This window comes from Rhizobium sp. NZLR11, assembly GCF_019685115.1.
In the GTDB taxonomy this organism is placed as follows: Bacteria; Pseudomonadota; Alphaproteobacteria; order Rhizobiales; family Rhizobiaceae; genus Rhizobium.
Window position 1 is genome coordinate 62,860 of record NZ_JABDWD010000017.1, and the last position, 21,995, is coordinate 84,854.

The 21,995-nt window shown below is 60.4% G+C and carries 20 protein-coding genes and 2 tRNA genes; 7 read left to right on the top strand and 15 right to left on the bottom strand.

Translation table 11 applies throughout. The features are described 5' to 3' along the window. Positions 1–3 precede the first annotated feature (3 nt). The 4 genes from nagZ to HJB83_RS25140 form a co-directional block, all read right to left on the bottom strand. On the bottom strand, positions 4–1,017 hold the full coding sequence (nagZ, locus tag HJB83_RS25125; protein WP_207583965.1) for a beta-N-acetylhexosaminidase: 1,014 nt from the start codon (positions 1,015–1,017) through the stop codon (positions 4–6). A gap of 114 nt (positions 1,018–1,131) precedes the next feature. Beyond that, positions 1,132–4,368 (bottom strand): SPOR domain-containing protein, encoded by a 3,237-nt coding sequence (locus HJB83_RS25130; protein WP_221132663.1) that lies wholly within the window; start codon positions 4,366–4,368, stop codon positions 1,132–1,134. 61 nt (positions 4,369–4,429) lie between these two features. Further along, complete coding sequence (gene argS / locus HJB83_RS25135; RefSeq protein WP_221132664.1) at positions 4,430–6,187, bottom strand: arginine--tRNA ligase; 1,758 nt, start codon at positions 6,185–6,187, stop codon at positions 4,430–4,432. A 64-nt stretch (positions 6,188–6,251) separates the two neighbouring features. Further along, on the bottom strand, positions 6,252–7,469 hold the full coding sequence (locus HJB83_RS25140) for a deoxyguanosinetriphosphate triphosphohydrolase (protein WP_207583962.1): 1,218 nt from the start codon (positions 7,467–7,469) through the stop codon (positions 6,252–6,254). 222 nt (positions 7,470–7,691) lie between these two features. Here HJB83_RS25140 and erpA point away from each other — a divergent pair, with 222 nt between their 5' ends. Continuing rightward, positions 7,692–8,024 (top strand): iron-sulfur cluster insertion protein ErpA, encoded by a 333-nt coding sequence (gene erpA, locus HJB83_RS25145; protein ID WP_164009248.1) that lies wholly within the window; start codon positions 7,692–7,694, stop codon positions 8,022–8,024. Positions 8,025–8,255: 231 nt separating this feature from the next. Next, positions 8,256–9,047 carry an exodeoxyribonuclease III gene (xth, locus tag HJB83_RS25150; protein ID WP_207583961.1) on the top strand — a complete coding sequence of 264 codons (792 nt, stop codon included), beginning with the start codon at positions 8,256–8,258 and terminating at the stop codon, positions 9,045–9,047. A gap of 17 nt (positions 9,048–9,064) precedes the next feature. On the opposite strand, the gene exoR is transcribed toward xth, so the two are convergent. From exoR to HJB83_RS25180, 6 genes are all read right to left on the bottom strand, one after another. Beyond that, positions 9,065–9,868 carry an exopolysaccharide production regulator ExoR gene (gene exoR, locus HJB83_RS25155; protein WP_207583960.1) on the bottom strand — a complete coding sequence of 268 codons (804 nt, stop codon included), beginning with the start codon at positions 9,866–9,868 and terminating at the stop codon, positions 9,065–9,067. 19 nt (positions 9,869–9,887) lie between these two features. Next, the gene (locus HJB83_RS25160) at positions 9,888–10,448 is read right to left on the bottom strand and encodes a hypothetical protein (protein WP_246762742.1); all 561 of its coding nucleotides are present in this window, start codon (positions 10,446–10,448) and stop codon (positions 9,888–9,890) included. A 139-nt stretch (positions 10,449–10,587) separates the two neighbouring features. Beyond that, positions 10,588–11,865, bottom strand: coding sequence for an OmpP1/FadL family transporter (locus HJB83_RS25165; RefSeq protein WP_221132665.1), 1,278 nt, complete (start codon positions 11,863–11,865; stop codon positions 10,588–10,590). Between the two features lie 400 nt (positions 11,866–12,265). Then, the gene (locus HJB83_RS25170; protein ID WP_221132666.1) at positions 12,266–15,109 is read right to left on the bottom strand and encodes a valine--tRNA ligase; all 2,844 of its coding nucleotides are present in this window, start codon (positions 15,107–15,109) and stop codon (positions 12,266–12,268) included. A 115-nt stretch (positions 15,110–15,224) separates the two neighbouring features. Then, on the bottom strand, positions 15,225–16,097 hold the full coding sequence (locus HJB83_RS25175; RefSeq protein ID WP_221132667.1) for a PopZ family protein: 873 nt from the start codon (positions 16,095–16,097) through the stop codon (positions 15,225–15,227). Between the two features lie 351 nt (positions 16,098–16,448). Beyond that, positions 16,449–17,114, bottom strand: a complete 666-nt coding sequence (locus HJB83_RS25180) for a protein-L-isoaspartate O-methyltransferase (protein ID WP_221132668.1) — start codon at positions 17,112–17,114, stop codon at positions 16,449–16,451. Positions 17,115–17,651: 537 nt separating this feature from the next. Between HJB83_RS25180 and HJB83_RS25185 the strand changes: the two genes are divergently transcribed. Beyond that, positions 17,652–17,954 carry a KTSC domain-containing protein gene (locus HJB83_RS25185; RefSeq protein ID WP_221116313.1) on the top strand — a complete coding sequence of 101 codons (303 nt, stop codon included), beginning with the start codon at positions 17,652–17,654 and terminating at the stop codon, positions 17,952–17,954. A gap of 73 nt (positions 17,955–18,027) precedes the next feature. Here HJB83_RS25185 and HJB83_RS25190 read toward each other — a convergent pair. Then, a tRNA-Cys gene (locus HJB83_RS25190) sits at positions 18,028–18,101 on the bottom strand. Positions 18,102–18,361: 260 nt separating this feature from the next. On the opposite strand from HJB83_RS25190, the gene HJB83_RS25195 reads away from it, so the two are divergent. After that, entirely contained in the window at positions 18,362–18,697 is a 336-nt protein-coding gene (locus HJB83_RS25195) for a KTSC domain-containing protein (protein WP_207583955.1), read from the top strand. On the opposite strand, the gene HJB83_RS34305 is transcribed toward HJB83_RS25195, so the two are convergent. Together HJB83_RS34305 and HJB83_RS25200 are read right to left on the bottom strand one after the other, a co-directional pair. Next, positions 18,694–19,029, bottom strand: coding sequence for a hypothetical protein (locus HJB83_RS34305; protein WP_207583954.1), 336 nt, complete (start codon positions 19,027–19,029; stop codon positions 18,694–18,696). The genes HJB83_RS25195 and HJB83_RS34305 overlap by 4 nt on opposite strands. A gap of 102 nt (positions 19,030–19,131) precedes the next feature. Next, positions 19,132–19,449, bottom strand: coding sequence for a hypothetical protein (locus HJB83_RS25200; RefSeq protein ID WP_207583953.1), 318 nt, complete (start codon positions 19,447–19,449; stop codon positions 19,132–19,134). Between HJB83_RS25200 and HJB83_RS25205 the strand changes: the two genes are divergently transcribed. Both HJB83_RS25205 and HJB83_RS25210 read left to right on the top strand, forming a co-directional pair. Continuing rightward, entirely contained in the window at positions 19,369–19,566 is a 198-nt protein-coding gene (locus HJB83_RS25205; protein ID WP_207584408.1) for a hypothetical protein, read from the top strand. The genes HJB83_RS25200 and HJB83_RS25205 overlap by 81 nt on opposite strands. After that, a tRNA-Asn gene (locus HJB83_RS25210) sits at positions 19,567–19,641 on the top strand. 323 nt (positions 19,642–19,964) lie between these two features. Here the strand turns inward: HJB83_RS25210 and HJB83_RS25215 are convergent. Next, positions 19,965–20,297, bottom strand: a complete 333-nt coding sequence (locus HJB83_RS25215) for a hypothetical protein (RefSeq protein ID WP_207583952.1) — start codon at positions 20,295–20,297, stop codon at positions 19,965–19,967. Positions 20,298–20,878: 581 nt separating this feature from the next. Here HJB83_RS25215 and HJB83_RS25220 point away from each other — a divergent pair. Beyond that, the gene (locus HJB83_RS25220) at positions 20,879–21,124 is read left to right on the top strand and encodes a hypothetical protein (RefSeq protein WP_207583951.1); all 246 of its coding nucleotides are present in this window, start codon (positions 20,879–20,881) and stop codon (positions 21,122–21,124) included. Positions 21,125–21,724: 600 nt separating this feature from the next. Here HJB83_RS25220 and HJB83_RS34310 read toward each other — a convergent pair. Continuing rightward, entirely contained in the window at positions 21,725–21,904 is a 180-nt protein-coding gene (locus tag HJB83_RS34310) for a hypothetical protein (protein WP_259671102.1), read from the bottom strand. Between the last annotated feature and the right edge of the window lie 91 nt (positions 21,905–21,995).

A 21,995-nucleotide genomic window follows, 5' to 3' on the forward strand; every position in this document is an offset into this window, starting at 1 on the left:
CAATCAGACCGTCGCAAACATCGCCTCGAATTCTGCCCTCAATTCCGCTTCGTCGGCGGCATCTGCTGCCGTGAAGCCCGCCTCCACCGCTTTTGCGCGGACAAGCGATTGACCGGCGATCTGCGGAACATTTGCCACGACCTCGCGCATCTCGTCCATATGGCCGTTGCAATGCAGCACGATATCGCATCCGCCTGCAATGATATTCGCCGCGCGTTGACCGATCGTGCCGGAAAGAGCATTCATCGAGCTGTCGTCGGAGAGCAGCAGACCGGTAAAGCCGATATGCTCGCGGATGATACCGTCGGTCACTTTGCGCGACGTTGTCGCCGGATTATCGGGATCGATGGCGGTGAAGACGACGTGGCAGGTCATCGCCATCAACTCGTCTTTCATCGCGACGAAGGGTGGGAAGTCATGGGCTTCCAACTCATCGCGCGAGACGGTGACGACAGGAAGTTCCAGATGTGAGTCCGCAAAGCCGCGGCCGTGGCCGGGAACATGCTTCATCACCGGCAACAGGCCGCCGGCCTTCAGCCCCTCGGCAGCCGCCCGGCCCATCGCGATGACGGTCTCGAGATCGCCGCCATAGGCGCGGTCGCCGATGACATTGCTGCTGCCCTCGACCGGCACATCGAGCACCGGCAGACAATCGACATCGATGCCGAGGCTCGAAAGGTCGAAGGCGTGCAGCCGCGACATCGCCCATGCGGCGCGCAGGCCGAGCCCTGGGTCGCGGCGATAGAGATCGCCGAGTTCCCGGCCTGAGGGATAACGCTTGAGAATGGGTGGCCGGATGCGCTGGACACGGCCGCCCTCCTGGTCGATCAGCACCGGTGCATGCCAGCCGACGCTGTCGCGCAGTTCGGCGACAAGATCGGTAATCTGACCTGCCTCCGAGATGTTGCGCCCGAAGAGGATGAAGCCCCAGGGCCGTTCGCCCCGATAGAAGGCTTTCTCTTCGGATGTGAGGGAAAGGCCACTGCAGCCAAGGATCATCGCTTTTGATTCGGTCATTTGAGAATCATAGACGGCGCCCGGCCAAATGCGAGCAAGGTCGAAAGCGATGCACAAAAAAGAGCGGCGGACCGATCCGGCCCGCCGCTCTTGTTATTCCATTCAAACCCGAGACTACTTGGAGATCAGGCAGCTGCCGCCCGCTGCGCGATACTGTTCGCAGAGCGCTGCGGCCTCGTCCTTGGAACCGGCAGGAATACGGACACGGTAGAAAGTGCCCTTGCCGGCGATATCGGCCTTGCGGATCTCATGTGCGCGGCCACCAAGCACACCGGCGAATTTCTTCGACAGGTTGGCATAGGATTTGGTCGCCTCGTCTTGCGACGGCAATGAGGCGATCTGGATGCCGTAGCCGCCGGCGGACGCGGCCTGCTGCGGCTGAGCGGCGACCGGTGCTGCGGCCGCGACCTCAGTCGTCTTCGGCTGCTGTGCCGGCGGTCGGACATTGCCCTTCTCGGTCACGGTGCCGACAACGTTGACGGGCTGCTCGGCCGGACGGGCGATCGGAACCGGAGCGGTATCGGTCGCCGCCCCGGTCTTGACCGGGCGCACCGGCGGTTGGACCGGGGCGGGATTTGCAGCCTGCGTGTCGGCGCCACCTGTCAGCGGCGGCTGTGCCGGCGTCGTTTCGGCAGGTGCTGCAGAACGAGCATCGGCGGAAGCAACCTCGGCGCTTGACGGGAAGCTTGCGGCCGTTCCGCCTACCGGCGGCACCGGCGAAGCCGATTGCGCCGACGGGGCCGTCAACGCCGGCATCGGCTGAGCAGACGATGTCACCGGGGCAGCCGGCTGGTCGACGGCTGCTGGTTCCTCGCGGGCGACCAGCGTGCCATCGGGCTTGACGATCATCGTGCGGACCTTGCGCGGCGAAACGGACGGCGCCTTGTCGGCATCGCTAGCGGGCGCGTTTTCGGCATTGTCCTGGTTCGGCAGCAGCCGAGGATCCTCCGTCTCACCGACTGCGGTCGGTGTGACCTGATCACTCGGGTTGGCGTTCTCGTCGTCCTCAGGCAGCGCTTCCGGTGTCAGCGTGCGCTGGACGACATCGACCGGCGCCTCGTCGGAAGAAACCAACGCCTTCTGCTTCGGCTCCTCGGCAGAACCGGCAACACGGTCGTAGACCGCCTTGTCCTGGTTCGGCACGGTCTTGCCGCCGGGATTTTCCGGAACGACCTTGACCGGCTCCTTGTCCGCAGCGATCACGCGCGGCTCGCCCGATGCGACGATGCCGAGCCCCTCGCCGTTCCAGACGGAGGAATAGACACCGTAACCGACGCCGGCGAAGACCACGAGCACGACGGCTCCGGCAAGCAGCCGGCGCATCGACCGGGCCCGGCTGAAATCAGCCGCCTGGCTTGCCGACTCAATCCGAACTTCGGAGGTTTCGCGGCGCTCGACCGGCTCGCGCACGCTGCGGCGGAAATCCTCCTCCAGCGCCCGTTCGAAATCATCGAGGCCATCGGCGATGGTGGGCTTGACCACCTTTGCCGCTGCGGCAGCCGTATCCGTGGCCGGCGCCGGGTTTTCCCGCGGCTTGGCCGGTTCGAAGAAGCTCGCGATCTCCGCGTCGAGATCGAAATCGAAATCCTGAGTTTTCGCGACCGGAGCTGGCTGCTCGACCGGCGGTAGCGCCGGCACGTGCATGTCCTCGACAGCCTCAGGACGATCCTCCGGATCGGAGATCATCGCCGGATCAAACGGCAAGTCTTCGGTCGAGTCAGCGACAGGCGTCCAGTTGAAGGCCGGAGCCGGAGTTGGAACCTGAGCCTGAGCCCGAACGTGGGACTCAGCAACGACAGCCGGAGCGGGCCGTGCAGGGGCGGAAGCCGCCTGCTGGAAAGCAGGAATTTGTGGCTCAGGCGCAAAAACGGCCGCTGACCTAGGCGAGATGGCAGCGGCCTGCTCGGGAGCACGGACTGCCGGCTCCAGCTGCGGCACGGGCTCAGCCGGAGCCAGCTCTGGCGGTTCGGAGAAATCGAGATCGGCGAGTTCCAGCTCGATGCCGGCAAGATCCAGCTCGAAATCATGGCCGGCGAAGGGATCGTCGGCTTCCGGTACAGGTTGCTGTGCCCGCGAATATGCCGTCGCGGCAGGCTGAGGTGCAGCGACCTCGGCAAGCTGCGGCGCGACCGTTACGGCTTCAGCAGCATAGACCGGAGCAGGCCGAGCGGCAGCCGCGACGACCGGTGCCGGCGCGATCACTTGCGGCTGGACAAATGCAGCGGCAACGGGAGCTGCCTCGATCGATTCGGCCTGCGGCGAAACCGCCGCCGGATTGGGGCGTTGCGGTACCGGATAACGCGAGACGTCGGCGAGCAGATCGTCAAGATCGAAAGTGCCGGCAGTGTGCGGAACGTCGGGCACGACCTCGGTCAGCGCGGCATCGGCCTGGATCTCGCCTTCGACGGCGGCGGCAATGAGATCGAAACCGGCGTCGGACCCGAAATCTTCCAGATCGTCTTCGATTTCGACGAAGTCCTCGACCTCGGCAACCTCTTCCGACGCGATCACCTCGTCGTGGCGATCGAGCTCGGCGGGGAAGCCGAGCGACGGAGACGCGGATTCGAATTCCTCGGACGGCTCGGCAGCGACGATGGGGGCCAACTGCTCGACGGCGGGGGCGGACTGCTCGATTACGGGCTGCGGCTCTGCAGCGGGCAGATCGGCGGAATGCGCTTCAGCCACCGGCGCTGCGGCTGCTTCGACCACAGGTTCGGGCTTCGGCGGAACAACCGATTCCTCGCGTTTCGCGGCGTGGAAATTGGCAAGCGGCAACCTGATACTGGCGGCCGACCACTGCGGCGCCTTGGCGGGCTGCGGCAGCGAAGAGACCGGAGCAGCACCGATCGACAGCTCAAGCTCCTCGATCAGGTCGCGGGCACCGCCGATAGCCGATTGCACCGGCGTCTCGAAAGCGGGCTCGACGGAAAGCTGCTGCGGCCAAGCCGCCGGGTCGGCGGCGGGCGCATCCCAGTTGCTTGCTGCAGGCACAGTTGCTTCCTCAGCCTCAACGGAGGCGACGGAAACCGGCTCTGCAACCTCCGGCCTCTCGGCAGCCGGAGAAACATCGAGAACGGGCTCAATGTAATCTTCGGGGATGACGTCGTCAGAGATCGGCTCGGCTGGCCGGTCGAGCTCTGCGAGCGGATGTGGCGAATCGTAACGGTCGAACTCGCGGCCAAGCTCGTCCTCGAGATCGAGGGCGGGCTCCTGCCGCGCGGGCTCGGTTATCGTGTTTGCTGCAACACGGGGTTCGAAGCCGACGATACGGGCAAGTTCGGCCAACGGATCATCGTCGGCAAACAGGTCATCTTTTCCGCGCGTATCATACGCAAGTTGTTTATCAGCCATGCCTATCCCACTCGCAAACGCCAACTCTGAATTGCCAGCGCATTGTGGGGAAATGGTGACGTTATCGCATTTCGTCCGGTGCGGCAGTGCCTGTAATGGCAAGTCCCGACTTCAAAACCGACGCGACGGCGTACACCAGCCCAAGTCTGGCAATAGTTGATTCTCGGTTTTTATCATTAACAAATCGTAATTCCGGCTGATCTTTACCTTTGTTCCAGTGCGCATGGAAAGAACTAGCGAGGTCGTAGAGGTAAAAAGCGACCCGATGCGGCTCCTGTGACTGGGCTGCAGCCTCGACGATCCGCGGGAATTCGGCGAGCTTGGCGACGAGCTGCAATTCGGCCGGATCGCCAATGCCTGCAACGGTTTGCGCCAGTTCGGCGGCCGAAACATCGAGGTCGCCAAAAGCCTCCCTCGCCTGCCGGAAGACCGACATGCAGCGGGCATGCGCATATTGCACGTAAAAAACCGGATTATCTTTCGACTGTTCCGTCACTTTGGCGAAATCGAAGTCGAGCGGCTCGGAATTCTTGCGATAAAGCATCATGAAACGCACCGAATCACGACCGACCTCCTCGACCACTTCCCGAAGCGTAACGAAATCGCCCGAGCGCTTCGACATCTTCACCGGCTCGCCGTTGCGATACAGCTTGACGAGCTGGCAGAGCAGCACCGTCAGTTTCGCCTTACCGTCCGAAACGCCACGTGCAACCGCTTCCAGGCGCTTGACGTAGCCGCCATGGTCGGCGCCAAGCACATAGATCATCTCGTCGAAACCGCGGTCGAACTTGTTCTTGAAGTAGGCGACGTCGGCGGCGAAATAGGTGTAGGAGCCATCCGACTTGATCAGTGGCCGGTCGATATCGTCACCGACTTCGGTCGAGCGGAACAGCGTCTGTTCGCGATCCTCCCAATCCTCAGGCAGTTGTCCCTTCGGTGGCGGCAGCGTGCCTTTGTAGACATAGCCCTTGAAGGTCAGGTCGTTAATCGCCGTGCGGATCGCGGCTGCACCATGGGCATGCAGCGTGCGCTCGGAGAAGAAGACGTCATGATGGACGTTCAGCGCCGCCAGGTCTTCGCGGATCATCACCATCATCGCATCGATGGTGCGATCCTTGACGATCGGCATCCATTGGTCTTCCGGCATGTTGTGCAGCCGTACGCCGTAATCGGCTGCAAGCGACTGGCCGACGGGCACGAGATAGTCGCCTGGATAGAGACCCGAGGGAATTTCGCCGATCTTTTCGCCGAGCGCTTCGCGATAGCGCAGGAAAACCGAACGGGCGAGCACGTCGATCTGCGAGCCGGCATCGTTGATATAGTATTCCTTCTCGACGTCGTAACCAGCAAAGGCGAGCAGGTTGGCGAGCGCATCACCGACGACGGCACCGCGGCAATGGCCGACATGCATCGGGCCGGTCGGATTGGCCGAGACATATTCGACGTTGACCTTCCGGCCCTCACCAAGCGTCGAGCGGCCGTAATCGATGCTCGCGCCGATCATCGCAGCGAGCAGCCGCTGCCAGTAGCCGACGGCCAGACGGATGTTGATGAAACCCGGGCCGGCGACCGAAACCTCGGCGATGTCGGCATCCTCCCTGAGCTTGGCGATGATGATGTCGGCCAGCGCGCGCGGGTTGGTTCCGAGCGGTTTTGCCAGCACCATGGCGGCATTGGTCGCGACATCGCCATGGCTCGCGTCACGTGGCGGCTCGACGGCGATGCGGCCGAAATCGAGCTCGGATCGCTTTTCCCTGACCAGATCGATCTGTTCAAGGGCGGTTTTGATCCTGGCTTCGAAGTCGGTAAAAAGGTTCATCACACTCTTCCATGCATAGGCTGTGCCAAAGGCTTAAATCGGCCTTCGGCGGGGCGACCGCTGCCTATCGCAAATCCGGAGTCTGGTCAAACAATCGCCTGTGGGCGCTGATCGCATAGGTGTCGGTCATGCCGGCGAGATAATCGCCGACATGGCGGGCCTTCGGCGCATCCGACAGGCCGGCGATATGATCGACCCAGTAGTGGCTCTGCATCTCCTTGGGATTGGCCATGTAGGCGGCAAAGAGATCGGTGACGATCTGCGCCGCACCCGCACGGATGCGCATGATATCGGGATTGCGGTAGATACGTTTGAAGAGCATCGCCTTGATCAGCCTGTCGGTCTCGGCCATGTGATCGGAAAACGTGGCGATAACCCGGTCGGCACCGCGAATGTCGGCTGCGCTCTCGGGGCGCAGCAGGGAAAGGCGTGCCTGCGCGACGCCGATCACGTCTTCGACCATGCGGGTGATCTGCCGGCGCATGATCTCATGGGTGAAGCGGCTCGGCTCCAGATGCGGGTATCGCGCCCTGACCTCGGCCATCAGCCCGGCGAGAAACGGGATTTCCTCCAGCATATCGAAAGTCAGGTAGCCGGAGCGCAGGCCGTCGTCGATATCGTGGGTGTTATAGGCGATGTCGTCGGCGATCGCCGCGACTTGGGCCTCGAGGCTGGCATAGGTTGCAAGCTCGAGATCGTGCAGCTCGCAATAATCGAGGATCGGCTGTGGAACGGGACCGCGCGTGCCGACACCTTCGGGCGTCAGCAGCGGACCATTGTGCTTGACCAGACCTTCGAGGCTTTCCCATGTCAGGTTGATGCCGTCGAATTCGGCATAACGCCGCTCCAGCTTGGTCACGATGCGCAGCGATTGTGCATTGTGGTCGAAGCCGCCATAGGGCAGCAGCACCTCGTGCAGCGCGTCCTCGCCGGTATGACCGAACGGCGTGTGGCCGAAATCGTGCACGAGCGCCACGCCCTCGGCCAGATCCTCGTCGAGCTTCAGGGCGCGGGCGAGCGCGCGGGCAATCTGCGCCACCTCGATCGTGTGCGTGAGCCGGGTACGGTAATGATCGCCGTCCTGAGCGATGAAGACCTGGGTCTTGTGCTTCAGCCGTCGGAAGGCGGTGGTATGGACGATGCGGTCACGGTCGCGCTGGAAGTCGGAGCGCGTCGGGCTTTCATCCTCCTGATAAAGCCGTCCGCGCGTCGTCCAGGGGTCGGCCGCATAGACCGCCCTTTCACCGCTGCCGAAACCCAAAGCACGCCTATCGATCGTCATTGTTCACCGTCATCCTGCATGTTGCCGCATCTGCCCATTGACGCCGCTTTGCGCTCTTCATACCTATAGCCCGAAGAAACGGCAAAGAGGTGCTTTCTCAACCACCTCGGCGCATCATGGCCTTTTTACGAAGATCATGATAAGTTTGTTTGATATCAGGCATTTGAATATTCGAGTGCCAAAACCCATTCTCTCCGGATCTTGACCCCGGCAGGAGGAAACATGACGGATACGAGTGTAACCCTTTCAGATGCCGCAGCAAAGCGTATCGCTGCGATCGTCGGCGCCGAGGCCGGCAAGAGCGCGCTGCGCGTCTCCGTCGAAGGCGGCGGCTGCTCGGGCTTTTCCTACAAGTTCGACCTTGCCGACAGCGCTGATGACGACGACGTCGTCGTCGAAAAGAACAATGCCAAGGTGCTGATCGACAGCCTTTCGCTCGTCTACATGGCGGGTTCCGAGATCGACTTCGTCGACAATCTGCTCGGTCAATCCTTCCAGATCAAGAACCCGAACGCAGTGGCAAGCTGCGGTTGTGGCACCAGCTTCTCGATCTGAAGATCCGAACGCACTGCGTTCTCCCCATCGAACCGGCCGAAGATAATGCTTTCGGCCGGTTTACCGTCTTGTCCGACGACGAAAGACCACGATAAAAGAAGCGCACTAAAGCGCACCGCCTCGAAGCTGATTCATGCGGCGCGCTTTAGTTCTTTTGTTTTTATGCATGCCGTTATCCAGAACCGCTGCACATTTCTGGGCGACATGCATTATGCGCAACGGGACAGAGCCATGAAGATCGCGACCTGGAACATCAATGGCGTCAAGGCGCGCATCGACAATCTTACGCAATGGCTCAAGGATTCCGATCCGGATATCGTTTGCCTGCAGGAGATCAAAACGGTCGACGAAGGTTTTCCAAGGCTCGAGATCGAGGCGCTCGGTTATCACGTCGAGACGCACGGTCAGAAGGGCTTCAACGGTGTGGCCATTCTCTCGAAGAGTTCACCTTCCGAAGTGAACCGCGGCCTGCCCGGCGATCCGCTGGACGAACAATCCCGCTTCATCGAAGCGGTGTTCACCCTGCCCGACACACGTATCCTGCGCGTCTGCTGCCTCTACCTGCCGAACGGCAATCCTGTCGACACGGAAAAATATCCCTACAAGCTCGCCTGGATGGAGCGCCTGCGGACGTTTGCAGCCGAGCGGCTGGCCTATGAGGAGATGCTGGTCCTTGCCGGCGATTACAATGTCATCCCGGAACCGCACGACTGCTTCGATCCCAAGGTCTGGGAAAGCGATGCGCTGTTTCTGCCGCAGACGCGGGAGGCGTTCCGCCGGCTCGAAAATCTCGGGCTGACGGATGCCGTGCGCGTGACGACGGATGCGACGCAGCTCTATTCCTTCTGGGATTATCAAGCCGGCGCATGGCCGAAGAACAACGGCATCCGCATCGATCATCTGCTGCTGTCGCCTGAGGCCGCCGACCGGATGACGTCGGCTGCAATCGAAAAACACGTGCGGGCCTGGGAAAAGCCGTCCGACCACGTACCGGTCATCGCTTATTTCGATTTCACGGCCTGAGGCTTTTCGCCTTGATACTAGTCGTCGGAGCTAGTTGCGATGCTGTGCGAGAGGGATACCGCCGTGCGGCGGTCGGCCTCATTGGCAACGGAGAAGGCCTGTTCCTGCAGCGCTTCCATCCAGCTGCAATCCTTGGGCTTGCAGCGGTCGAGCGCGGCCGTCATCAGCGCCAGGCCGCGGGCCGTCTGGCCCTCGTCGAAAAGAATATTGCCGAAGACCGCCATGGCGCCTGGGTGACCGCTCTTGCGGGCCTGGTTCAGCCATTTCTTCGCCTGCTGCGGGCTGGAATTGCCGCCCTCGCCGGCCAGCATCATCTGCGCCAGCTGGAACTGCGCCTCGGGGACGCCAAAGGTGGAGGCCACCTGAAAATAAAGCTGGCGCGCCTGGCTGAGGTCGATCCGGACCGGACTGCCTGATATGCCGTGTTTGTAATAATTGGCGAGCGACAGCAGCGCGTTGACAAAGAAGCCGGTATCTTCCGAGCCCGGTTCGACGCCCTGCTGGGCGATTTCGCTGTAAATCTTGAAGGCTTCGAAATCATCCTGCGTGACACCGTCGCCATCGGCATACATATTGGCGAGCGCCCAGCGTGAGCCGGTGTGCCCCTTTTCAGCAGCGTATTTATAGGCTTCGACCGCCTCTTCCTTCTGTCCGTTCTTATAGGCCTTGAAGCCGAACTTGAAGAGGTCGAAGGGTCCGGATTCCTTGCTGACGCCCGCCTTGATGTCAAATGCGCGGACCGGGCCGGACAGCGCCAGCGCTACGGCCATCGACATGCCCATCAGCATGAATTTGAACAGTCTGAACTCGGACGTCACCATTTCAACCGATTTCTTTCGCTCATCGCAGGCAGGAAGCAGCGGCGCTCGCGCTGTGCATTCCGCGGATGTATTTCTTCGAGGCGAGCGATCCCGCGGCGAGCTCCATGGCTCCTTTGCCCGCGTCGCATCCAGCCCACTGGCCCTCTCTCGAAGGCCGAATTTTCAGCGCATCATTCAGAACCACCCGGCTCACGGCATGGCCCGACAGCAATCTCCGTGGCAGGCTTTCGACAGTTGCGGCATCCGCCTTCCCGCCTTCACCATAATCGTAAACAACAAATGTGACGAAACCGGTATCGACATCTCCAGGAAAGCCGTGCCGCTCATCCGAGCGGGCCGAAAACGACAACAAAGAACGGCTCGACGGCGCCGCCGTGAGACCGGATTGGCGGTCGCAACAGCCTTGTGCAGAAAGCGAAACGGCCGCAATCAAACGATTGTTGCCAATCGTATCGCGCGATCTGTTGTTGCCGGAAAAAAATCGACCCATGCTACTATTTACACGCACCGTAAGCCTGCCCATCACCTTGCCCGCAAATAGCGCTGCGCCCTCTTTGTGGCGGGAAATGGACAATTTCACCCCGCTGCCACCTTACGGCAATCGTCGTAAAAAAGTGTTGCTGAATCGTCACAAATCAGAACGTCCATTTGTCTTACGGAGTGCTCAAAAAAAGCCCGGCAGACTGCCGGGCTCTCAAACCTCTACTTGGGACGCAGGGTCAGAACTTGATCTTTACGCTGGTGGAAAGCGCCGCCACCAGATCGTCGCCGAAGGAATAAGAGACGTCGTCGCCGTAAGTCTTGCCGTTATAGACGAAGGTGCCGGATTCACCGGCGGTCATGATGCCGAGCGCACCGGCCAGACGCCATTCGACGTTTTCGACCGGCGTATAGGAAACACCTGCGCCAAGCGTCCACGTGTCGGTTTGGGCGCCGTAGCCCTGGCTTGTGCCGCGATCCCAGGTCAGGCTGAGGGCGCCTGCCCATTGGTCGTTGAACTTGTGGCCGACGCCGCCGCTGATCGTCCAGCCGTCGCGATACAAGAGGTCGAGCGAGGTGAGTTGGCTGCCGGCGTTGCAGGCGACGACGCCCTTGGTGGCCTTCGGGCAGAAGGCGATCGACTGAAGCACGCTCCAGTTCGTCCACTTGACCGAACCGAAGGCAAGCCAGTCGGGGGCAATGCCGCTCTGCAGCTTCAACTCGACGGAATCGGGCGCTTCGGCCGAACCGTAGACGGGCGTGACGATACCGAGGTAGGGATTGGTGGGACTGACGGCCTTCGGCACCTCGGTCAAGTCGACCGTGCCCGTGAGATCGTCATACTTGACCTTGCTGTTATAGACCAGGCTGGCGCGAAAGGCATATTCCGGGATTTCGTAGGCGACGCCCGCCCGCCATCCCCAAGCCTGGTCGGCAAGGTCCAGACGGCCAGTGCCGTCATAGATTAGTGCGGCCGGCAGAGTGGTGATCGGGGCGACGAGGCGCGTCTTGAACCCCTCGACCGTCTGGTAGAATCCGCCACCGATCAGGCGAAGCTGTCCGGGACCCATGTCGAAACGATAGGAGCAAGTGGCACCGTAGTTGCGGGTGCTGATCTTGGTTTCGATGTTGTTGTTGACGCCCAGCCAATCAGTGCCGGGATTGGTGTGTGCGCCGAAGGGCGTTGAATAATCGCCCAAGCAGTCGATGGCGTCTCCGAAACCAACCTTTACCCCGAGATAGGGGACCCAGTAATCCTCCGTCTCATCCGCTGTGGTCGAACCACCGCCGACGCCGTTGGTGCCGAGGCCGTCCGAGGCTTTGGTGTCCTTGACGTTCGTCAGCCTGCGCTGCGGCATGACATAGGTCGCACCGGATTGCACCGAGAACCGCGAATTGTCGAAGAGAAGGTCGATATTGTATCCGCCGCGCTCCAGACCGCCGGCGAAGGACGGCGATGCAAGCGACGAAAAAAGAACGAGCGACGTTACGCCCTTGGAAAACCTACGCGATGCCATTGTGTCTCCCCCACTCCAGCAATTGATGTCACGTCACTCTAGTAAGTGTTCGCTCGACATGGCAACGCGCGCCACGGCAGCGCTTCCAGGCATTGCAGCGACTAGCTTACGTAAAGAAATTGACGGACACGTCAAAAAATCTGGTTAATAAAATTTTATTCCCAGGTTATCGGTTTTAAGATGGGCTTTTGGGTTTTCATTCCAAACATTGCAGAAGCTGTATCAATCCGACAACAGTGGCAGTTTTCACCCCCAGGAGGTCCGTCCAGCCGTAATCCACAGGCTCAGCGCCTGAAATCAGCCGCTTTCAGGCCGAATCACGCGCGCCGAAACCAATGAAAAAGACGCGCCCGAGGAGGGACGCGCCTTTGAAATAAAATACCAAAACGGGCGATGAACCTTACCCGGCTTCGCTTACCCTGGAGAGGGCAGTGTTCAAGCTGGCGATCTGGCCCTTCAGCTCGTCGAGGCGCTCGCGTTCGGCCTCGACCACTTCGGGATTGGCGTTGGCGACGAACTTCTCGTTGGAGAGTTTGCCGTTGATGCGCGAAATCTCACCTTCCATTTTGGCGATCGCCTTTTCGAGACGGGCCTTTTCGGCGGAAAGGTCGATCAGATTGCCGAGCGGCAGGCAGATGGTAGCCTCCGCGACGACGATCTGAGCAGCCCCCTTCGGCGCATCGTCGGCCAGCGATATTGCCTCGACACGGGCAAGCCGCTTGATGGCGGCGTCATGGCGGAACAGACGTTCGCGCGTCAGGTTGTTGGCCTTGACGACGACGAGCGGGGCTGTCGCCGACGGCGGTACGTTCATTTCGGCGCGTACTGAGCGGATGCCGGAGACGAGGTCGATCAGCCAGTTGATCTCGTCGGCGGCCGCGTCGTCGGCATAGGAGGGCGCCGGCCATTCGGCATGGCAGACCAAGGTGTCGCGCTCTTTGCCCTCGCCTGCCGTATGGGCCCAAAGCTCTTCGGTCATGAAGGGCATGAAGGGATGCAGCAGCTTGTAGATCTCTTCGAGAATATAGGCGCTGCAGGCCTGGGCCTCGGCTTTGGCACCCTCGTCCTCACCATTGAAGACCGGCTTCAGGAGCTCGAGATACCAGTCGCAGACCTCGTTCCAGACGAAGCGATAGAGCGCGCCGGCGGCATCGTTGAAGCGGAAGGCTTCAAGCGCTTCCGTAACGTCACGTTCCGTACGGGCAAGCTCCGTCAGGATCCAGCGGTTGATGGTGAGTTCGGCCGCCTCGGGCACAAAATGCGGGTCGCTCTTGACACCGTTCATCTCGGCGAAGCGCGTGGCGTTCCAGAGTTTTGTGCCGAAGTTGCGATAGCCGGCGATGCGGGCCGGATCGAGCTTCACGTCGCGGCCCTGCGCCGCCATGATCGCCAGCGTGAAACGCAGCGCGTCGGCGCCATATTCATCGATCAGTTCCAGGGGATCAATGACGTTGCCCTTGGACTTCGACATCTTCTGCCCATTCTTGTCGCGCACCAGCGCGTGAATGTAGATCGTATGGAAGGGTTCGACAGGATCGCCATTCTCGTCCTTCATGAAATGCAGGCCCATCTGCATCATGCGAACGACCCAGAACGGGATGATATCGAAACCGGTGACCAGAACACTCGTCGGATAATAGCGTGCGAGTTCCGGCGTTTCGTCCGGCCAACCGAGTGTCGAGAATGGCCAGAGCGCGGAGGAGAACCATGTGTCGAGCACGTCCTCATCCCGCGTCAGGATCTCGCCCGGCTTGAAGTTTTCGAGCAGGTCCTCGACATAAGCCTTCATTGGTCCTTCATGCGAGAGGTAATGCTGGATCGCCGCCTGCAGCGCCTCTTCCTCTGTCTGTTCGACAAAGACCTGGCCGTCCGGGCCATACCAGGCGGGAATCTGATGCCCCCACCAGAGCTGGCGAGAAATACACCACGGCTCGATGTTCTCCAGCCAGTTGAAATAGGTGTTTTCCCAGTTCCTGGGAATGAACCTGGTTCTTCCCTCGCGAACGGATTCCAGCGCGGGTTGTCCCAACGTCTTGTTGTCGACAAACCATTGTTCAGTCAGCCGCGGCTCGATAGGCACGCCGCCGCGGTCGCCGTGCGGCACCATGTGCTTGTGCGGCTCGATCTTGTCGACGAGGCCGGCCTCTTCGAAAATCTCGACGATGATCTTGCGCGCGAAGAAACGGTCCTGTCCTTCCAGACGGTCCCAGGCGCCATGCAGCGCTGCCGGATTGTCGAGACCTTCGAGGAAGTCCTCGTTCTCCTTGATGGTAATCGTGGCATCGACATTCATGACATTGATGGTACGCAGCTTCGCGCGTTTGCCGACCTCGAAGTCGTTGAAATCATGCGCAGGCGTGATCTTCACCGCGCCCGTGCCGGCCGTCGGATCGGCATAGGAATCAGCGACGATCGGTACCTTGCGGCCGACGATCGGCAGGATGACATGCTTGCCGACGATCGATTCATACCGCTCGTCTTCGGGGTTGACGGCAATGCCGGTATCACCCAACATCGTCTCCGGCCTCGTTGTCGCGACGACAATATAGTCACGCGTCTCGAATTCGGTCGGCTTGCCTTCCTCGTCGAATGCAATCGGATATTGGTAGGTGACACCCGGCTCTAGCGGATAGCGCAGATGCCAGAGATGGCCCTTTACCTCGTGCTGCTCGACCTCCATGTCGGAAATGGCAGTCAGGAGTTTGGGGTCCCAATTGACGAGGCGCTTGTCCTTGTAAATCAGGCCTTCCTTGTAGAGTGTGACGAAAACTTCGAGGACGGCCTTCGACAGGCCCTCGTCCATGGTGAAGCGTTCGCGCGACCAGTCGCATGAGGCACCAAGGCGCTTCAGCTGGTTGAAGATCAGGCCACCCGATTCAGCCTTCCACTCCCAGACCTTGTCGATGAAGGCGTCGCGGCCCATTTCGCGGCGGCCGGGCAGCTGCTGTTCCATCAGCTTGCGCTCGACGACCATCTGCGTGGCGATGCCGGCATGGTCCATGCCCGGCTGCCAGAGCACGTCCTTGCCGCGCATGCGCTCGAAGCGAACCATGATGTCCTGCAACGTGTTGTTGAGCGCATGGCCCATGTGCAGCGAACCGGTAACGTTCGGCGGCGGGATGACGATGGTGAAGGTCTCGGCCCCGGGCTTGGCGTTCGCGCCGGCGCGGAAGGCGTCGTCCTCATCCCATTTTGCAGCGATTTTGGGTTCGACGGCAGCTGAATCATAGGTCTTGTCGAGCATTTTCTGACCAATTTCGAGGTTCGAGGATGGCGTTTGTAAATAGGATGGCTACCGGCAAGTCAATAAAAAAGCCGCCCCGGAGACCGGAGCGGCTTTTCAGGAAAAAGCAATCCGATCAGCGGCGCGGGCCGCGCGCCACGCGCTCGATCTCTTCACGCACCAACCGCTCGACCAGCGTCGGCAGATTGTCGTCCAACCATTCGCGCAGCATCGGGCGCAGCATATCCTCTGCAATCTCGTCCAGCGAGCGGCGCTCCGCACCGTCGATCGCGGCGGCGAGCTCCTCGAAAGAGCGGCTGATCTGCAGACCGGCATCCTGTGAAAGCAGCGTCGGCTGGACCTCGTCCATGACGCTCGGCAGAAAACGTTCGGCCGACGACCGTGCGGGTTCCAAAACCGGCGGCATTGTTTCGACGGCGGGCGCCGGCTCGTCGATTGCGACCCGCGGTGCTTCCGCATAGACCGGCTCGGCCGGCTGCTCGATCACCGCCTGCGGAACGGGTGCAACGCTAGCCGGAGGAAAACCAGGCTGCGCCGGCTGCGGCTGCGGTGCTGCTGCACGCGGCGGCTCCGGCATCACTGCCGGCTGCGGTTCGGGCTGGCGGAAGCCGCTCGGAATCTCACGCAGTGCCTGACCGGCCTGCACGGCGCTGCGCTCGGAGGCGGCGCGCACGCGGGCGGCGACATCGGCAAGCGACAGGGCGCGGGCCGGCACTTCTGCTTCAGGGGCGGTGCCGGCCGAATTGGCGGCGACGAAACGCGGATCGGAGGAGCGCATGGCCGGTTCGGGGAACTCCACGCCGGCATAGGTGTCATCCACCGTCAGATGGATTTCGGAGCCGTTCTCGTCCTCATCGGCGCCGTAGACCGGCGGCAGGGATGCGGAGATCGCCTTGCCGGCGCCGGGCTCATTGCTTTCGATGATCTGGCGAATGGAGGCCAGAATTTCTTCCATGGACGGTTCACGCGCTACACCTGGCTGAGCCATTTCAATCCCCGTTATCCAAAAACAACAACCGGATGATGTGGAGCGTTCACCCGAATCACCACGACCTTAGAATACCCCAGGCAGGAAAAAAATCATCGCGAATCAAATGAATGCGGCCATGCACAGTTTTGTTACCCGATGTTTGCGACCTGGCGGCATCAGGGTAATTCATGTTTGTGAAGGCTTTCCAGCGGCACGAACAAAAACCGAGCACTAATGACAAGCCTTGCTCTTTACTCGGCGTCATCCTCGGCCTTGTGCCGAGGATCTGCGACAGAGAAATAGGCAGGCCTATTAGCCGGTCTGACAGGCCCCATTGACGCCCGTTGCTGAATTCATCGAAAAACCGCCTCAGAAAACGAATTCGCGCGCCTTGGCGAAACCGGGCAGCGGCTTCACGGAGGCATTGAAGAAGACGTTTTCCGAAACGGCGCCGCGCTCGGCGACGAATACCTTGGCGCGGGCAGCATTGCCGTAACCTTCGACGGTGATCAAACGGCCGCCATCACGCAATTGACCGAGAAGAGCCGCCGGAACCTCCTCGACTGCGCCATTGACGAAGATCAGATCATAGGGAGCGCCGGCAGCGTAGCCCTTTTCGAGTGGTCCGGTCACGACTTCGACTTTGGCATAGCCGGAAAGCTGCGCCTTCGCCTCGGCGGCCAGCGTCTCATCGCATTCGAGCGAGATGACGGAGCCGGCAATGATCGACAGCAGCGCCGATGCGTAACCCGTACCGCAACCGACTTCGAGGACGAAATCATTCTTGGTGATCGCGGCCAGTTGCAGCAGCTTGGCGAGCGGCGATGCCTCCATCAGGAATCGGGCCGGCTTTCCCGGTGCTGCGGCCGATATCTCGACATCGTTGTCGATGTAAGCCAGCAGCTTCGCCTTCTCCGGCACGAATGCCTCACGCGGCACGGAGAGAAACGCCGTCAGCACGGAATGCGAGGTAACGTCCGTCGTGCGAACCTGGGTGTCGACCATCTTTGCGCGCGCTGCTTCGAAATCCATCATGTCCTCTGGCTCTTGAAAGCGGTTCCTATCCTTCGTCTCTTAATCCCCGCCACGGTTGCTTTCAAGGCTTGGCAGCCTCCGGCGTAAAGAATCCGGCAGGCGCATCTTCCGCGCCACAGGGGGATTGAAGCGCTGCAACGCAAACGTGGAATCCCCTGCCCCGTCATGTTATGATCCTCAACGGAGGAAATAAGGAGGAGCAGGCAATGTCTGCGATTTTCGAGCATTTCTCGCTGTTCGATTTTTTCATCGTCGCAGCGCTCATCGGCATATTCTGCTGCGGGCTGCTTGACGGCGAAACGACCCTGAAGTGATTGGGCGCCGAAGGGCGCTCAGAGATATTCCCGGCATATCGTCTGCGGCAATCTCATGCAGGCAGACGCGGGTTTGATTTGCGCTCGGTTCGTTTGAAATCACGGCGCGACCCCGCTGCCCGCTACGCATGTTGCCAACAGTAGCCAGCACTTCCAGCCTCGACCGCCTCACGCACATTAACGTTACGTCAACCATTTTGTTGCGGCGCCCTCACCTTTCGCTATGGGTGTGCGCATGCAAACCTTTCTGATAAAATCGCGTGATATAGAAGCGCTTCACTACAATGCCGATGCCCGCCTGCTGCTGATCAAATACAGCAGCGGCGACATTCGCAGCTTCACCGGCGTTTCGCCGCGGGCCATGCGACGGCTGCTCGGCGCTGGTCCCGAAATCGGTAGCGGGTCTGGATCAAGCGATCTGGAATATCAGGCGCAAATCCGCAAGGGCGGCCTGAAGGCGCTTCACCGCCTCAGGGGAATCAATCCGTCGCAGTTCGATTTTTCGGCCCGCCCGCGGATCTGGTAGCCGTGCGTTTCAGACGCGACGCCTCGTCGCTTAACCGGCCGCAGCCAGGCGGTATACGTCGTGTGGAAAATTTTGGAGGCCTCGCCCGGAATTGAACCGGGGTACAAGGATTTGCAGTCCTCTGCGTCACCACTCCGCCACGAGGCCTCACGCGCTCGTTATCTGAGCCGTGGCGAGCGTTTAGAATGATCATAAGGAAATCGCAAGAGGGCATTTCGGAAAAACGCCATTCCGCTGCTGCCGAAAAGGCCATTTTCCCATCCCGGAACGGCGCGGGCGCAGGCTGGGATTTCCATGGCCGTGACGATGCCCTATTTCCTGCCAATGTTTGCATTTGAAACGAATTGTCAGCTTGACGATCGTGCTGTTGGCCTCATATTGCCCCCGGGAGGGTGATAGGAGCTGCAATGGATTGGGCTGCCCTCAAATCGAAGCACGTGCATGCGGCATACGACGCCGACAGCCGGGATCTCCACGTAAAATTCCCGGGTTCTCCACCAGTGAAACATGCGGATATTCCGCCGCACGTCTACCAGAACCTGCTGGAAACGAGTGATCCGCACTTCTATTACAGTTATTATGTTGCGCCTTCCCGCGTATCACGGGGTGGGCGACATCCGGTCTCGGTCTCCCACGCGCTGAAGCTCGTCCTCCTGCTTGCCGTCTGCAGCCTCCTCATGGTGACCAGCCTCGATCCGGGTCCCAGTGGAGTGTTCGAGGAAAGCGAACTCAGGTCGAATTAGGCCCAAATTCGCATAGGCGGCGTGCCCGGCTCAATCGCTGGGCCTGCGGCAAGGCGACTGGCTGCTGGGTCGACATTGTCGGTTCTGTTCTGATTGCGATAACGGCGATCGTCGCGGTGGCGATCGTTGCTGCCATCACGCTCGTTCCGGCCGTTGAAATTGCGATAGTTACGAGGTCCGTTATAGCCTCCGCCTTGACCTTGGTCGATCACGCATCCCTCGGGACGGCGGCAGACGCCGCGAGCGTCAAAACCCCGGCTGTCGAGGGCCTCGGCAGGAACGCTTGAAAAAATCGCCGCCGCTGACACAACGACGATAAATAATGCCTTCATTTCCTCACCTGGACCAATTGGCGCGTTTTCGCATTTTACAATCCATAAACCATGAAGGCAAAAGCCATTCAGGGTTTCGCCAAATCTGTCTGGAGATGACTGTCAGCCAGCCGGGTCCCGCCGCCTGTGCCACCAGACCACCAGCCGCCGCCGGAGCCTGCGCGCGACAGGCAGATCGTGCGAAAGCACCAGGAGGCCGAGCGGCAGCATCCAGAATCCCAAGATTGGCAGGAAGCCTAAGAACCCGCAAAGAATGAGGGCCACGCCGATCGCCATCCGCGCGATGCGCGAACGGGGCATTCCGATGCTGAAGGAGCCGAGCATAAGCCTGCCGCTTGCATGATCGATGCCGAAGCGCCCCGCCCGCTTTTTGGGCCTTTCGCCGGCCCTCGTCTGTTCGCGATCATTCCGATTCGTCATTCCCCAGAGATGGGCACAGGCATCCCAAATACAAGTTCATTTCATTTTTTTGAAAAAACCGCTTGGCAAATCGGGCAAGCATTTGTATTAGCCCACTCACACCGCGCCAAGCAGTGATCCCTGGTAGCTCAGCGGTAGAGCATTCGACTGTTAATCGACAGGTCGCCGGTTCGAATCCGGCCCGGGGAGCCATTTTCAAGTTAATCGCCTGTTTCGTTGAGAAATCCGAAGACAGGCGTTTTCTTCTCACTTTTAGCCCTAAATCAGCATCCCCCTAATCCTTGCGAAAATCCACAAGACGCATAAATTCAATCCATCGGATAGCTTTTGCTGGTGACCACGGATGAACTGGCACCGTGCTGATGCAATCAAAGAAAGGTCGGGTCGAATGCTCCCCCCGACCTTTTTTTTGTTCAGACGCCGGAAACAAAACGCCCGCCGAGTTGCTGCTCGACGGGCTGCTGTGGTGGTGTGGTGAGGTCAGGCCGACGCGACTGTGACCGGGTTACTGCCGACTAAAAATCGAAATACACGGTCACACCTGACCGACGACGATAGCCGTAATCGTTGCGATAGCCGTAATCGTCGCGATAGCCGTAATAGTCGCGATGCCCGTAATACCGCGGACGGTAGCACGAACCGTAGTACCGGCAGTCGCGGTAAGCGTACCGGCGGTTCTTCCAGTGGCCATACGCATATCCATTGCCGTGTCGACGGTGTTTGACCTGCTCGACGTCGGCGGTGTGCATTGCAACTGGTTTCGGCACGACGATCGGCGTGGCGTTTAGCGGCAGGGCAAAACATGCAGCCAAGACTGTGGCTGCGACTGCGGGAAAAAGCTTTTTCATCGGCGCATCCTTTCAGGCTCCGAGTCTGGGTTAATAGGCATTAACCTGGCATGAACGGCTCTCCGCTGTGGAATTTCCAGAAAGACACCAGCCGCCGCGCCCTAGTGTCGGATGGGGTGGTGATCGCGCCGGCCATCGGTGTTGGAGGAGCGGAGGTCACGTCAATGTGGCGTGAAGTGCCCCCCGCTGTTGGCCTGGGCAGCGGCCGAAAGGAACCGAGCGCACCCATAAAGCTGAGAGCCGCCCGGCCGCGGCGCCGTATGAAGCGGCGTCGCTCGCCTGCCATCGTGATGGTCACGATCCGGTTCAAGCAAAGCAAGACAGGGGTCAAGCTAGTCATACCCCGTGCTCCTGTGGACCACTCGCTCCTGGCCCGTGGCCGCATCAAGAGACCGCGATCGGCAACGTTCTGAGAGGCCTGAAAAGTTCTCATGCTGCGAACTTGGCAGACGCTACTTCGCCCTAGCACAGAGCACCACTATAACATTGCAGACGTCTTCACCGGATTGCGCGACTCGAAAACAGCAGCGGCGCTTCACCTGCGGTAGCCAAAGAACCGCCAAGGGTGTAGAGCCCATCGCATGGCCCTAGACCCACTCAAAGCACTCTCCGACTATTCCGAAGCCGATTGCACCGTGCAGTTCTGGATTGCCGACGCGCCCGCGGTTGAATTCAAATCTCTACAGGCCGCCGTGAGTTACGCGAAAAACAATGGCGGTCGATGGCAGCAGATCGAAATCACGGTGCACTTGCCCCGCGAGGATATCGTTTACGCAACCGATAAGGTGCACCAGTTGATCGATGCATTGCGCCTTCACGGCCAGTGACATTGTTGGCATAGTCCCAAAGATCCAGGTCGCGAGAGAACAGCGTGGCCGCGGTCGTGTAAGCCCTCGTGGCGCCGGCCTTCATCGACGGCGATACCTCCGGGGCTGGTCGTCCTGGCGTTCGTCTTTAATGAAAGCGAAACGACGAACCGGCCGGCCTTTGCGTTGACGGTCGAATGATGTAGAGGCTGAGGCAGGACGCGACCGCCATTAACTTTAGAATGGGGTCGGGCGGCAGATTGACGTCACGTCGCTGCCACGAGATCACGTGGCCGTTCTCATCATCGGAGCGTGGGAACCGCGCTCGCAGCTCCTTTTCAAACACATACTTCCGCCACAGCAACCGGATAGGCTCAGTCATGGCTCTCGGTATGGCAATAGGAATTGGAATAGGCGCTGCGGTCGGCCCGATTCTGTTCGACGACGTCGCGATCGGCATCACGTTCGGGGTTGCGCTCGGCGCTGCCGTTGGGGCTACAATCAAACGGAAATGACGTCCGGGCTCGATCGCGATCCTATTGGCCAACGCTCCCGACTACGGAGCGCCTGCCTGACTTCTCCCCCATACTCCCGTTCTGTGCAGACGCGAGCCGCCTGCCTTTAATAGCTGCACGAACGGCCGTCGCCGGGTCGGAAGCCATCGGCGCAGGCCGGGTTCATGGAATCTCCCGGCTGATATCCCGATGCCGTGCCATATGAATTCGGCGGTGTCGAGCAGGCCGAGATCATGGCGGCAAGACTGATTGCTCCGGCTGATACAAATGCCCGAAATCTGTTCATTGATGCTTCTCCAGTTTACGCCGTGACGCCATCATGAGTGCCTGTCCCTTGGGAGCAGCGGGAGGAATTTATCTTGCCCCCAAAGATATAG